Annotated in this window: 11 protein-coding genes; 4 read left to right on the top strand and 7 right to left on the bottom strand. The window is 65.5% G+C overall.

The features are described 5' to 3' along the window. Positions 1–112: 112 nt before the first annotated feature. Positions 113–907: an alpha/beta fold hydrolase gene (locus HCU76_RS33005; RefSeq protein ID WP_218511627.1), complete on the top strand. Its 795-nt coding sequence runs from the start codon at positions 113–115 to the stop codon at positions 905–907. Positions 908–972: 65 nt separating this feature from the next. Here the strand turns inward: HCU76_RS33005 and HCU76_RS33000 are convergent, their stop codons facing one another. Together HCU76_RS33000 and adh are read right to left on the bottom strand one after the other, a co-directional pair. Further along, the gene (locus tag HCU76_RS33000; RefSeq protein WP_218511626.1) at positions 973–1,380 is read right to left on the bottom strand and encodes a DUF779 domain-containing protein; all 408 of its coding nucleotides are present in this window, start codon (positions 1,378–1,380) and stop codon (positions 973–975) included. Between the two features lie 23 nt (positions 1,381–1,403). Next, positions 1,404–2,924: an aldehyde dehydrogenase gene (gene adh / locus HCU76_RS32995; protein WP_218511641.1), complete on the bottom strand. Its 1,521-nt coding sequence runs from the start codon at positions 2,922–2,924 to the stop codon at positions 1,404–1,406. 313 nt (positions 2,925–3,237) lie between these two features. Between adh and HCU76_RS32990 the strand changes: the two genes are divergently transcribed. Beyond that, positions 3,238–3,693: a hypothetical protein gene (locus HCU76_RS32990; RefSeq protein ID WP_218511625.1), complete on the top strand. Its 456-nt coding sequence runs from the start codon at positions 3,238–3,240 to the stop codon at positions 3,691–3,693. A gap of 22 nt (positions 3,694–3,715) precedes the next feature. Here HCU76_RS32990 and pyk read toward each other — a convergent pair whose 3' ends face one another. The 3 genes from pyk to HCU76_RS32975 form a co-directional block, all read right to left on the bottom strand. Then, positions 3,716–5,140 carry a pyruvate kinase gene (pyk, locus tag HCU76_RS32985; protein ID WP_213955956.1) on the bottom strand — a complete coding sequence of 475 codons (1,425 nt, stop codon included), beginning with the start codon at positions 5,138–5,140 and terminating at the stop codon, positions 3,716–3,718. Then, positions 5,137–6,390, bottom strand: a complete 1,254-nt coding sequence (locus tag HCU76_RS32980) for a glycerate kinase (protein WP_218511640.1) — start codon at positions 6,388–6,390, stop codon at positions 5,137–5,139. The genes pyk and HCU76_RS32980 overlap by 4 nt, the downstream gene beginning before the upstream one ends. 357 nt (positions 6,391–6,747) lie before the next feature. Then, the gene (locus tag HCU76_RS32975; RefSeq protein WP_213955955.1) at positions 6,748–7,467 is read right to left on the bottom strand and encodes an alpha/beta fold hydrolase; all 720 of its coding nucleotides are present in this window, start codon (positions 7,465–7,467) and stop codon (positions 6,748–6,750) included. A gap of 328 nt (positions 7,468–7,795) precedes the next feature. Between HCU76_RS32975 and HCU76_RS32970 the strand changes: the two genes are divergently transcribed. Further along, on the top strand, positions 7,796–8,446 hold the full coding sequence (locus HCU76_RS32970) for a M48 family metalloprotease (protein ID WP_213955954.1): 651 nt from the start codon (positions 7,796–7,798) through the stop codon (positions 8,444–8,446). 159 nt (positions 8,447–8,605) lie between these two features. Here the strand turns inward: HCU76_RS32970 and HCU76_RS32965 are convergent, their stop codons facing one another. Continuing rightward, positions 8,606–10,234, bottom strand: a complete 1,629-nt coding sequence (locus HCU76_RS32965; protein WP_213955953.1) for a TIGR04141 family sporadically distributed protein — start codon at positions 10,232–10,234, stop codon at positions 8,606–8,608. Positions 10,235–10,761: 527 nt separating this feature from the next. Continuing rightward, positions 10,762–11,658: a LysR family transcriptional regulator gene (locus HCU76_RS32960; protein ID WP_213955952.1), complete on the bottom strand. Its 897-nt coding sequence runs from the start codon at positions 11,656–11,658 to the stop codon at positions 10,762–10,764. A gap of 235 nt (positions 11,659–11,893) precedes the next feature. Between HCU76_RS32960 and HCU76_RS32955 the strand changes: the two genes are divergently transcribed. Further along, positions 11,894–13,237, top strand: coding sequence for a dicarboxylate/amino acid:cation symporter (locus tag HCU76_RS32955; protein WP_213955951.1), 1,344 nt, complete (start codon positions 11,894–11,896; stop codon positions 13,235–13,237). Positions 13,238–13,255 lie beyond the last annotated feature (18 nt).

Raw genomic sequence — 13,255 nt, 5'->3', positions numbered from 1 at the left:
AAGGTCGCGGCGTTGCATATCGTGTGTCGCCTGGAGCACGCAAGCCACGTGACTCCGGATGGACAGCCTGTCGCCGAATGTGCCCAATGTGGGCTTCAATCCAGGAGAACACATGCCTTTCGCACAGGTCAACGGACAGAACCTTTACTTTGAAGACAGCGGCGGTGACGGCCCCGCCATCGTCTTCTCCCACGGCTTGCTGATGGACGGCACCATGTTCGAGCCGCAGGTGGCTGCGTTGAAGTCGCGCTACCGCTGCATCGTGTGGGACGAGCGGGGCCACGGCCGCACTGCCACCGACGCGTGCGCGCCTTTCACTTACTACGATTCGGCCAACGACCTCGCCGCCTTGCTCGCCCACCTGGGCATCCGCCGCGCCGTGCTCGCGGGCATGTCGCAGGGCGGCTACCTGTCGCTGCGTTGTGCGCTGACCCATCCGGCGCTCGTGAGCGCGCTGGTGTTGATCGACACGCAGGCCATGCAGGAAGACCCGGCACAGATGCCACATCACCAGGCGCTGCTGGAAGACTGGCAGCGCAACGGGCTCACCGACGTCAACGCCGGCGTGATCGAGCACATCATCCTCCGCGACGGATGGTCGGGCGCAGCGCCATGGCGTGCCAAGTGGAAGCAGCTATTGCCGGTGAACCTGCTGCAATGCTTCACCACGCTGGCCACGCGCGACGACATCAGCGAACGCATGGCGGAGATCAAGGTGCCCACGCTGGTCGTCCATGGAGAGGCCGACCAGGCGATCGAACTGTCGCGAGCAATGGCCATGGCGAAGGCGTTGCCGAATGCGGAGGTCGTCACCGTGCCCGGCGCCGGTCATGCCGCCAACCTGACGCATCCCGACGTGGTCAATCCGGCGATCGAGAAATTCCTCGCGTCGCTGTCCTCGGACTGAGAGGGTTCATGCCGGCCCTTCCGTCGGGCAGACAGAAGGACCGAAGTGACAGTGCGGACAGTGCGCTACGGCCGCCCCCGCGCCTCCAGCACCTGCCACTCCGCGTCCTCATACAAGCGGGAGCGCGTCAGAAATCGCAGGCCGGTCGGGCGCTCCAGCGAGAACATCCCGCCGTTGCCCGGCACAGCGTCGATGATGAGGTGGGTGTGCTCCCAGTACTCGAACTGCGAGCGGCTCATGTAGAAGGGCGTCTGCGCGATCTCGCCGAGGCAGATGTCGGCATCGCCCGTGATGAATTCGCCCAGCGCGAAGCACATCGGCGCGCTGCCGTCGCAGCAGCCGCCCGACTGGTGGAACATCAACGGGCCATGCTCCGCGCGCAGACGCTCGATGAGCGCCTGAGCGGCCGGCGTCACGGACACGCGGCTGACCGCGGCCGCGGCCGCCTCCGTCAGTTGCGCATCGGACGCCATGGTGGGCTCGATCAGGGGCTCGATCAGAAGAAACCCAGCTTGTTCGGGCTGTAGCTCACCAGCAGGTTCTTGGTCTGCTGGTAGTGGTCGAGCATCATCTTGTGGTTCTCGCGGCCGATGCCGGACGCCTTGTAGCCGCCGAAGGCCGCATGCGCCGGGTACTGGTGGTAGCAGTTGGTCCATACGCGGCCGGCCTGGATGCCGCGGCCCATGCGGAAGGCGCGTGCGCCATCGCGGCTCCACACGCCGGCGCCGAGGCCGTACAGCGTGTCGTTGGCGATCTCCAGTGCTTCCTCTTCCGTCTTGAAGGTCGTGACCGACAGCACCGGGCCGAAGATTTCCTCCTGGAAGATGCGCATCTTGTTGTGGCCCTTGAACACAGTCGGCTTGATGTAGTAGCCCGATGCCAACTCGCCAGTCTTCACGTTGCGCTCGCCGCCGGTCAGGCATTGCGCGCCTTCCTGCTTGCCCAGGTCGATGTAGGAAAGGATCTTCTCCATCTGCTCCTGCGAGGCCTGCGCGCCGAGCATGGTGCCGCTGTCGAGCGGATGGCCTTGCGTGATGGCTTCGACGCGCTTGATCGCACGTTCCATGAAGCGGTCGTAGATCGATTCCTGGATCAGCGCGCGGCTCGGGCAGGTGCAGACCTCGCCCTGGTTCAGCGCGAACATCGTGAAGCCTTCCAGCGCCTTGTCGAAGAAGGCATCGTCGGCCGAGAGCACGTCCTCGAAGAAGATGTTGGGCGACTTGCCGCCGAGTTCCAGCGTCACCGGGATGATGTTCTGGCTGGCGTATTGCATGATCAGCCGGCCCGTCGTCGTCTCGCCCGTGAAGGCGATCTTGGCAATGCGCGGGCTCGATGCCAGCGGCTTGCCGCATTCCAGGCCGAAGCCGTTGACGACGTTCAGCACGCCGGGGGGCAGCAGGTCGCCGATGATCTCCATCAGGACCAGGATCGAGGCGGGCGTTTGTTCCGCCGGCTTCAGTACCACGCAGTTGCCCGCAGCCAGGGCCGGCGCCAGCTTCCACACCGCCATGAGGATCGGGAAGTTCCACGGAATGATCTGGCCCACGACGCCCAGCGGCTCATGGAAGTGGTACGCATAGGTCTCGTGGTCGATTTCGCTGATGCCGCCTTCCTGCGCGCGGATGCACGAGGCGAAGTAGCGGAAGTGGTCGGTGGCCAGCGGGATGTCGGCAGCCATGGTCTCGCGCAGCGGCTTGCCGTTGTCCAGCGTCTCGGCCACGGCCAGCGTCTGCAGGTTCTGCTCCATGCGGTCAGCAATCTTGAGCAGGATGTTGGCCCGCTCGGTGGGCGAGGTGCGGCCCCATGCGGCCTTGGCCTTGTGCGCGGCGTCGAGCGCGGCCTCGATGTCCTTCGCGTTGGAGCGCGGGATGCTCGTGAAGGCCTGGCCCGTGACCGGCGTCAGGTTGTCGAAGTACTGCCCGTCGATCGGCGCCACCCACTGGCCGCCGATGTAGTTGCCGTACTGCTTCTTGAAGGGGTTCGCAATGCCCAGGTTGCGCATTTCAGCCATGTCCATGAATTCATCTCCGTTGAAGTTGAGGAAGGAACGCATGAACAACTTCGCAATGCGCGGGCCAGCATGCGACCGCCGCGTGCCAGCGCATGCAAGTACCTGTCAGGCAATGGATTTGCCGTTTTCGGCGGGCGCGTCGCTGTGACAGCGCTAAGCTTCGCGCTGTGCCGGGGCGGAGCAATTGCTGCAGATTGAACCAACCGGCATTCGCCTACGCCCGTCTTTGTCGCAGCCCCACATCCGTGGCCGCGCGCAGGCGGCGGAATTGCAGTTTCGGGTTGCGCTGGGCAGCCCTCCAGAAAACGGGACTCAAGCCATGGAATACGACGACACCAAGACCCCGGGCCAACTGGCCGACGATGCAAGGCAGACCGGCCGCGACGCAGCCGACGCGGCGCAGGCCTTTGCGACCAACACCGCCAGCGTGGCGAGTCACGCTGCCCATTCGATCCGGTCGGTGGCGCAGGATGCCAAGGCCGCGGGCAACAAGGCCCTGGACGATGCGGCGGAGGTCGCCGACGAAGCGAAAACGGTTGCCACCGATGCCGCGCGCACCGGCCGGGCCTATGCCCGCGCCGCGGTCAATTCGACCGGCCGGAAGATGGTCGACTGGAAGGAGCGCGTGGCCAACGCCAACGAGTCGTGCGCGCGCTTCGTGGCCGACGAACCGGTGAAGGCGCTGTGGATCACCGCCATAGCGAGCTCGTTGCTGACCGCGCTTGCCATGACGGCGCTGCGTGGCAGCCGGCGCTACGACGACTACGGCTGTTAGCCCGTAGCCGCCTTGCGCGCGGCTATTCGACCTGCGCGATCCGCAGCAGGTTGGTCGTGCCCGGCGCGCCGAAGGGCATGCCGGCCGCGATCACGATGGTCTGGCCCGGCTGCGCAAAGCCCTGCTTCGATGCGGTGGCGACAGCCACCTCGGTCATCTCGGTCACGTTCATCACGTCGTGGCAGAGCACCGGGTTCACGCCCCAGACCAGAGCCAGCCGCCGTGCCGTTGCGCGGCGCGGCGTCATGCCGATGATCGGCGCCCGCGGCCGTTCGCGCGCCATGCGCAGCGCCGACGAGCCCGAGCTGGTGTAGGCGACCATTGCCGCCACGTCGAGCAGCCCCGCCACCGACCGCGCCGCCCAGCTGACCGCATCCGCAGTGTTGGCAGATGGACGCGTGTGCGATGCATCGATCGCTTCGCGGTACTGCGGGTCGGCCTCGGTCTGCTCGATGATGCGGTTCATCATCGCGACCGCCTCGACCGGAAACTTGCCCGACGCCGACTCCGCCGACAGCATCACCGCATCCGCGCCGTCATAGATCGCCGTGGCCACGTCCGAGGCCTCGGCGCGCGTCGGCACTGGCGCGCTCACCATCGACTCCAGCATCTGCGTGGCGACGATCACCGGCTTGCCCAGGCGACGGCACTCGCGCACGATGCGCTTCTGGATCGCGGGCACCTGCTCGGCCGGCATTTCCACGCCGAGGTCGCCGCGCGCCACCATGACCGCATCGGTCTCGGCCAGGATCGCGTCCAGCGCCTCGATGGCGGCCGGCTTCTCCAGCTTGGCGACGATGCCCGCGCGTCCCTGCACGATCTCCTTGACCTCGACGATGTCCTCCGGGCGCTGCACGAAAGACAGCGCGATCCAGTCGATGCCCAGCGTGAGGCCGAAGTCCAGGTCGGCCCGGTCCTTCTTCGTGAGTGCCGACAGCGGCAGCACCACGCCCGGAACGTTGACACCCTTGCGGTCGGACAGCATGCCGCCGTTGACCACCGTGGTATCGGCAAAGTCCTTGCCCGATTTCTGGACCTTGAGCCGCAGCCGGCCGTCATCGAGCAGCAGTTCCGCGCCGGGCTTCAGCGCCGCGAAGATCTCGGGATGCGGCATCGGGGCGCGGGTGGCGTCGCCTTGCTTGTCGGTGTCGAGATCCAGGCGGAAAGCCGCGCCTTCCACCAGCTTGACCGGACCGTTGGCGAAGGTGCCGACACGCAGCTTCGGCCCCTGCAGGTCGAGCAGCACGCCGATGGGCCGGCCGATGTCGGCCTCGATCGAGCGGATCAGGTCCAGCCGCTGCTTGTGGTCGGCATGCGTGCCGTGGCTGAAGTTGAGCCGGAACACATCGGCGCCGGCGCGCACCAGCGCCTCGATGGTGGAACGGTCGGCGCTGGCCGGGCCAAGGGTGGCGACGATCTTGGCGTTGCAGGGACGTTGCGTGGTCATGGGTTTCCAGTGGTGGATGCGCCGTCGATGACGATGGCGCGGAAGTCGTTGACGTTGGTGAGGGTGGGGCCGGTGACGACCGAGTCGCCCAGCGCCTGGAAGAAGCCGTGGCCGTCGTTGTTGTCCAGGCTCTTGCGTGGGTGGATGCCGCGGGCCCAGGCGCGTGCCAGGGTGTCGGGCGAGAGGCAGGCTCCTGCTATCTCCTCGATGCCGTCGACACCGTCGGTATCGCCGGCGATGGCATGCACGCCGGGCAGTCCGTCGAGGGCGACGCCCAGCGCCAGCAGGAACTCGACGTTGCGCCCGCCGCGGCCGTTGCCTCTGATAGTGACCGTCGTCTCGCCGCCGGACAGCAGCACGCAGGGCGTCTGGAAGGGCTGGCCGCGCAGGGCAACCTGGCGTGCGATGCCGGCGACTGCCTTGCCCAGGTCGCGCGCCTCGCCTTCCAGGCTATCGCCCAGGATGTAGGTGGCGAAGCCCGCGGCCCGCGCCACTTCGGCGGCGGCTTCCAGCGCAATCTGCGGCGCGGTGATGATCCGCGTCGTGCAGCCCGCAAGGCGCGGGTCGCCGGGCTTGACGCTTTCGGATTCAGGGCTCTGGAGGAGGGCAAGCACCGCAGGCGGCACCTCGATGCGGTAGCGCTCGATGATCGCCAGCGCGTCGGCGCTCGTGGTGGTGTCGGGGACGGTGGGGCCGGAGGCGATGTCCATCGGCGAGTCGCCGGGCACATCGGAGATCAGCAGCGTCAGCACCCGCGCCGGATGACAGGCTGCGGCCAGCCGTCCGCCCTTGGCGGAGGACAAATGGCGGCGCACGCAGTTCATCTCGGAGATGCTCGCGCCGCATTCGAGCAAGGCGCTGTTGACCGCCTGCTTGTCCGCGAGCGTGAGCCCCGGGCCGGGCGCGACCAGCAGCGAGGAGCCACCGCCCGAGATCAGCGCGATCACCAGGTCGTCGGCACTGAGGCCGGTCACGAGGCGATGGATGCGCTCGGTGGCCTGCAAGCCCGCCGCGTCGGGGACGGGATGCGCGGCTTCGACGATCTCGATGCGTTCGCAAGGCACGGCATAGCCATAGCGGGTGACGACCAGGCCTTCGAGCGGGCCGTCCCAGTGGTCTTCCAGTGCGCGCGCCATGGCCGCCGAAGCCTTGCCCGCGCCGATCACGATGGTGCGGCCCTTCGGTCGCGGCGGCAGATGCGGTGGGAGGCAGAGGGCAGGCTGGGCCGCGGCGACGGCTGCGTCGAACATGCTGCGCAGCAAGGGGCGCCTGTCGGGCTGGGTTGGCGTGGTCAAGTGATGTCTCCTGGATTTGGGGTATGGGTCCACGGGTGGCTGGACATTCGCCGTCGGCGCAGGGCCGTGGACCGGCCTGCGGGCAGTCTAGGAAGGGATGCCGGCAAAGGCGAGTGACATCGCGGCAAGCGCTGCATGCCTGGGCGGAATAGCCTTGGGGGACAAGGACTTGCGAGCCGGTGTGTAGCCGTTCGATGGCGCTGGAGGTTCGCGCACTCGGCCACAGTCATGGCGAGCACCACTGTGTCGGCGGCGACTGGCGTGCTTCACCGACGCCTGTCGGCCAGGCACGTGCTGCGCGGGCTTCCCGATCTACGAGTGCGGGCCGCCGGCGATGTCGCCCAGCAGTGCGGCCAAGGTGTCCGGCATCGTGATGTGCGGGTTGTGGCTGGCATCGAGTTCGAAGTAGCGCCAGCCCGCTTCCGACTGCGCCCGGCTCGCGAACTGTTTGAACACATCACCTGGACCGGGCCGGGTGCAATAGATGTAGCTCCGCGGTACTTGCTCGACTGCGCCGGTCAGCCGGAGCCGCTGCTCGAAGGTCTTCAACGGCTGCATCATCCGCAGCGGATTGGCCCACGCGAGGTCGTCGGGGCTGGTGTCGGGCGGCATCGGGTTGGGCGGTATGCGCCAGCCCTCGCCGTGGTCACGCGCGGCGGCCTGCACGCGCGAGTGCGCTGCCGCGCCTGCCAGGTCCGCTACGGATTGGCCGTCTCTCGGAACGAAGGCATCAAGGTAGGTGAGATGCGCGATTCTTTCCGCAGCGCGATCCGCAGCGCCCGTGGCCACCATGCCGCCGTAGCTGTGGGCGACGAGATGGACATCGCGCAGGTCTTCGAACCTGAGCACGCCGAGGATGTCCTCGATGTGCGCATCGAGGTCGATGTCCGGCCGCGCCAGGTGGCTGCGCTCGCCCAGCCCCGTGTGCGTGGGCGTGAACAACGCGTGCCCCCGTTCGCGCATCAGGGGGCGCATCTTCTTCCAGGCCCAGCCTGCCGACCAAGCGCCATGAACCACGACGAACGTTGTCATCCGGATCTCCTTGAGCATGCAAAGCAGCCACGCACCGCGCGTGCTGGATCCGAGTCTAGGCGGCCTTGACTGGCGCGCACCGGCTGCAGGCGGACGGGGACGTCACCGCGCAACCGGCGTTGGCAGGAGCGGGCGACGCAAACTCCTAAACCAGAGGGTTGACGACTGCGTGTGGCCGCGCTGTCATGACGGCTGCAGGCAAGGGCAAGCCAGCGCATCCCGCCAACGCCGGCGGTGCGAGGCAGGTGCGGAAAGCGCCGGACCGCTGGCATGTTTGTTGCAGTGCAGCAAACATGCGCCCGCGCCCGGAGCGCTGCGGAGAGTACCCATGCGATGGTTGCTGATGATGTGGATGGTCCTGGCTTGCGGCGCCGCCCGCTGCGAGGACGCGCACGTCGCACCACCGGCCATCGTCAGCGTCCTGCAGTCGTCGCAACAGAAGCAACTCGACGCGATGACGCCGGCCGATGCCACGAGTCCGCGCGCCATGGCGGTGCGCGAATCCTTCGAGAAGCTCTTGCGCGGGCTGCACAGTCCCGCGCTGTCGAAGGTCGAACTGCGCGTCGTGCGCGGCGAGATGGTGGGCGAGACGCTGCAGGGTCGCATCGTGGTCGCCAACATCGCCTTGGCGGACCTGCCCGAAGGCGAGCGCATCTTCATCCTCGCGCACGAGTTGGGGCACGTGGCGCTCGACCACTGGGCGCAGGTGAGCCAGCTCTATGTGAAATGGGTGCCGGGCGCCGTCGTGCAGCAGCAGACCGATGCCGTGGCGGACCTCCTGGGCCGCGACGCATCGGCGATGGCCTACCGCCAGGAATTCGAAGCCGACGCCTTTGCCCTGAGCACACTGCGCGCCCTGGGCCTGCCGGACCAGCATGCGGTTGCGGCCTTCATGGACCTCGGCTGGCGCGGCGACACTGCGACGCACCCCGGCACACGCAAGCGACTCGCGGCCTTGCGGGCATTGACGCTCAATTAGTGGCCCGAGTTAGAAGTCCGCAGACAAAATCGTTTGATGAATCGCCCCGGGTTTCATGGAGGCTTCTTGGCTCGAGTCGGGCCGACATGGCCTGTCGCTCAATTTGACGATAGTAGTAAGCTCCGAATTCCGCTGGCGGAAAGTACCGATCGGATCGAGCTACGCCGCTTTCTTTCCCTTTTTCGGTGGGATCTTGACGGTCTTCGCATACAGGTCGTTCACGGCGATCTTCAGAAGCTCCACCTTGAATCCGAAGCCGCGAAGGACTTTGCGCGTGTTCACAGGATTGACCCTGGAGAAGAAGGGCAGATGCAGATCAGCACCCGGCGCATCACTGATAACCGCGTAAGTAATAGTGAGGGATTCGTGCTCAGGCTTCGGATCAATCTTCAGCAGTTCACGGTGCGTCGGCGCAAGCTGGGCCCGAACCTTCTCCCGGAATTTCGAATCGATCTGAATGAGTTGCCCAGAGACGAAGCCCTGCGCGAATAAGTGGCTCAAGACGCTGGATTTCCCATACATCTTGACGTGGATCAACTCGCGATCGATGGAAAAAAGGTCGCAGATTTCGACCTGTCCATGGCCGCCGCCGTGCATGACTTTCTTCTTGTCGTCGAGCAGGTCATAGATGTTCGGGTGAAGCGCCGCCACTTCCGTGTTGTACGCGCCTTCTCCGCCGCCTTTGTACTCGGGCAGTTTGAGGTTCGACATCGGAATCGCTGCATAGTCGCTGCTCGTTCGTTCGACGAAGTCTTTGGCGATGCTGAACCACTTTCCGTCGTTGAGAACATGCGTGATGCCGTTGAGTTCGATCTCCGCATAGAGGCACTTGAACACCGGCCAAGATTTGAAAACCTTCTTGTGGTCTGCGTCGGCGCAATGGACCTGGCGTGACCGAAGGACCTCAAGAGTGATGGGCCCTGCGACCGTGTCGCGAAACCCCTGCATGTTGATATCCGGGTGAAGGACGCCCCCGCCATGTGGCGAGTACATGAAGCCCTTGACCATCGTCCAGTCGATGATTTCCGGAATCGACAACCAGACGCCGTCAAACTGGCCTGCGGCGAGTTTCGCTTCGAGCGCGGTTTCGAGCACGCCGATGACAGCCGCGCTCTTGGTCGTCGAGATGTTGTTGACCCATTGATAGTCCTCGGCGTTCAGCTCGGCCTCGAAAAGTTGCCGGTACTGGTCGAGCAGATACGGCAGGTCGGAGAGGTCGAGCCTCACCGAAACGGACAAGGCATCGCTGCCCGCCATGCGATTGCCGAAGGCCGGGTTCTTGGGCGCGCCGACGATAGCCTTCAGCATGTCCTGCTCAACACTCAGGCCGAACTGATCCGGCGTCGTCTCCTGCCCGGACTGGATGCGCATGTGACTTTCGATGGCATTCAGCGACTGAACATCGACGCAGCGGAACGTCTTGGGATCAACGGCGTTGAGAGCGCAGAGAAGTCCGAAGCGCTCTTCGATCACGTCATCCCTGAGAAGAAAGCGACCGCCTTGCCCGAAGGCGAGCACAAAGCAGCGTTCGTTGATCGTTATGAAAAAGGCAGCAGCGACGCCTGGTACGGCGAGATCCTTCGGATCGATGAATTCCTTGAACAACGCCGACCATTTCGGCGGCGAGGGCGGGTTCTTCCTGACAAAAAGCTGTCCCGCGCCGTGACCTCCGATGGCGACTTCGACAGGTGGTGCGCAGGCCTCGGTTCTCAGGGCTTGGTGGCTGTTTGCATATAGCTGCTTGATGAGGAAGATGCTGAGATGGTTGACTTTCTTTTCTTCTGACACTGCTGGGTCTCCTCCAGGAGCAGTGCTTATCGAGCCGCTCGGCCCAGAGGTCAACCGACAGTCTCCACAAAATTGATGAGGTCGACAACCACCGCACAATGCTGACCGGGGTCGCGTGGGGCTTGCTGGGGTTGGGGCGCGGGTGGTCGCAAGGGGATGAGTTCTTGGGCGTGAGTCGGGGGCCGCATTCGGTGTCGCGAAACGCCTGGAGCGGCTGAATTGAGTCTCCGGCGGTCGTGTAGAAGGCGCGGTTGCCCCATGCCGAAACTTTGTGCCAGGACCTGCAAAGAACGCTTCAGCCTCGGCGATCATTTTGACGCTGCGCGGAACCTGATCCCGAGGGCTGGCAGGAAATGGTCTACGTGATCGAAGGCCGTGTGCAGATCACGCTGGAAGAGGGCGCCAAGACGGTGGCCGCGGGCGATTTCGCCATCTACAGCAGCGCACAACCCTATGCCTACCTGGCGATGGATGGCGCGGCCATCCGCTTCATCCGGAACGTGGTGTCGAAGAAGGACGGTTGCGCGTCAGGCCGACGCCTCCGCTTCCGCGGGCCACACCACCTGCGCCGCCGCCAGCAGGGCCTGCAAGGTCATCGAGTCCTCGTTCGAGCGCAAGTACAGCAAGGACAAGGGACAGGGCAGCCGAACCCCCGGCCAGAGCACCGCCTGCCCGTTGCGCAAGGCCGGCGCCGCGATGCGCTCGCGCATGAGGCCCAGCGCCACGCCGGTCTGGACCAGTTCGATCATCGAAGCCTCCTGATCCGCCTCGACCACGGTGTGGCAGGCGAGGCCCCGCTCCGCGAACATCTGGTCGACCAGTCCGTGCTGCGAACTGCCGGCCGGCGTGGCCAGCCACGGCATCGCCGCGAGGGCCGGCCAGTCGGCCTCACGCAATTGCGTCTCCCAGGCCGCCGGCCCGACCACGACATAGTGCTCCAGCGCCAGTTGGCGGACCGCGATCTCCGGGTCCTTCAAGGTGCCCAGATAGAAGCAGGTGTCCACCTGCCTTTCCCGCAGCATCTGCACCACGCCGCCGGAGATGCCGTGGACCAGCGACACATCCACATGCGGATAAAGCTCCAGCAGCGTCGCGAGCAGGGGACCGAGCCGGATCGATTCCGGGTCGATGATCGTGCCCAGCTTCAGCGCGCCCGACACGGTGCCGCGCATCGACTTGGCCAGCGCGCCGATCTCCTGCGCCGCTTCGACGGTCTTCGCGGCCAACGGGAGCAGGCGCCGACCCGCACCCGTCAACACCATGCCGCCCGGTGTTCGCGCAAAGAGCAGCACGCCCAGCTCGTCCTCGAGGCCCTTGATCTGCTTCGACAGCGCCGATTGCGTCAGGTGCAGTTGCTCGGAGGCCCGCACGAGTTGACCGGTGCGGGCGACGGACAGGAATGAGCGAAGTTGGTTGAGTTCCACGGGGCGCATTGTGACGCTCAGGGTTTGCCCCAGGTCCTCGGTCCGGCAATTCGGACGGGCGGGCCGCGCTGCTGTCGGAAGGTCGGCAGCCGCCGCCACGGCCTTGCCGCCAAAACCCAATGGAATCAACCAGTTGCAGCGGATTTCCGCCCCGATCCGCAGTGGCATGTCGATTGCTGGTAATCCGGCAGTGCAAGTGTGCCGCCCGAGGCCATAACCATTCCAGGAGACCTTCGTGACCCCTCAGCCGCAGTCCAAGCCACCCCTCTACAAGTCCCTGTACTTCCAGGTCATCACGGCGATCGTCATCGGCGTGCTGCTCGGCCACTTCTGGCCCGAGACCGGCGCGGCCATGAAGCCGCTCGGCGATGGCTTCATCAAGCTCATCAAGATGATCATCGCGCCGATCATCTTCTGCACGGTGGTGGTCGGCATCGCCGGCATGGAGGACATGAAGAAGGTCGGCAAGACCGGCGGCCTGGCGCTGCTGTATTTCGAGATCGTCAGCAGCATCGCGCTGCTCGTGGGCCTCGTCATCATCAACATCGTGCGGCCCGGCGCCGGCATGAACGTGGACGTGAGCCAGCTCGACACCAAGGGCATCGCGGCCTACACCGGCCCGGGCAAGATGCAGAGCACCACCGACTTCCTGCTCAACGTGATCCCCAACACGGTGGTCGATGCCTTCGCCAAGGGCGAGATCCTGCAGGTGCTGCTGATCGCCGTGATGTTCGGCTTTGCGCTGCACAGGTTCGGCGGCCGTGGCACGCTGATATTCGACGTGATCGAGAAGGGCTCGCACGTGCTGTTCACCATCGTCGGCTACATCATGAAGGTGGCGCCCATCGGTGCCTTCGGCGCGATGGCCTTCACCATCGGCAAGTACGGCGTGGGCTCGCTGCTGCAACTGGGCCAGCTGATGGCGACCTTCTATGCCACCTGCCTGCTGTTCATCTTCGTGGTGCTCGGGAGCATCGCCAGGTTCCATGGCTTCTCGATCTGGAAGTTCATCCGCTACATCAAGGAAGAACTGCTGATCGTGCTGGGCACCTCGTCGAGCGAATCGGTGCTGCCGCGCATGATGGCCAAGATGGAGAACCTCGGCGCGAAGAAGTCGGTGGTGGGCCTGGTGATTCCCACCGGCTATTCGTTCAACCTCGACGGCACCTCGATCTACCTCACGATGGCGGCGGTGTTCATCGCCCAGGCCACCAACACCGACATGACCTGGATCCAGCAACTCACGCTGCTGGCCGTGTTGCTGCTGACCTCCAAGGGAGCTGCCGGCGTCACCGGCAGCGGCTTCATCGTGCTGGCCGCCACCTTGTCGGCCGTGGGCCATGTGCCGGTGGCGGGCCTCGCGCTGATCCTCGGCATCGACCGCTTCATGTCCGAGGCAAGGGCGCTGACCAACCTGATCGGCAACGGCGTGGCCACGCTGGTCGTCGCCAAGTGGACCGGCGATCTCGACACGCGGCGCCTGACGCAGCAACTCAACGGGGAAACGTCGGCTGATGCGGATGAGCCGGAGATGGTGCTCGACGCGTCGGAAGTGCACATGCCCGCGGGCGCGCGTTGACCAATCACCTTCCAAAGC

The organism is Variovorax sp. dw_308, from assembly GCF_019207085.1.
GTDB lineage: Bacteria > Pseudomonadota > Gammaproteobacteria > Burkholderiales > Burkholderiaceae_C > Variovorax.
This window is presented reverse-complemented; position numbering and strand designations above follow the sequence as displayed.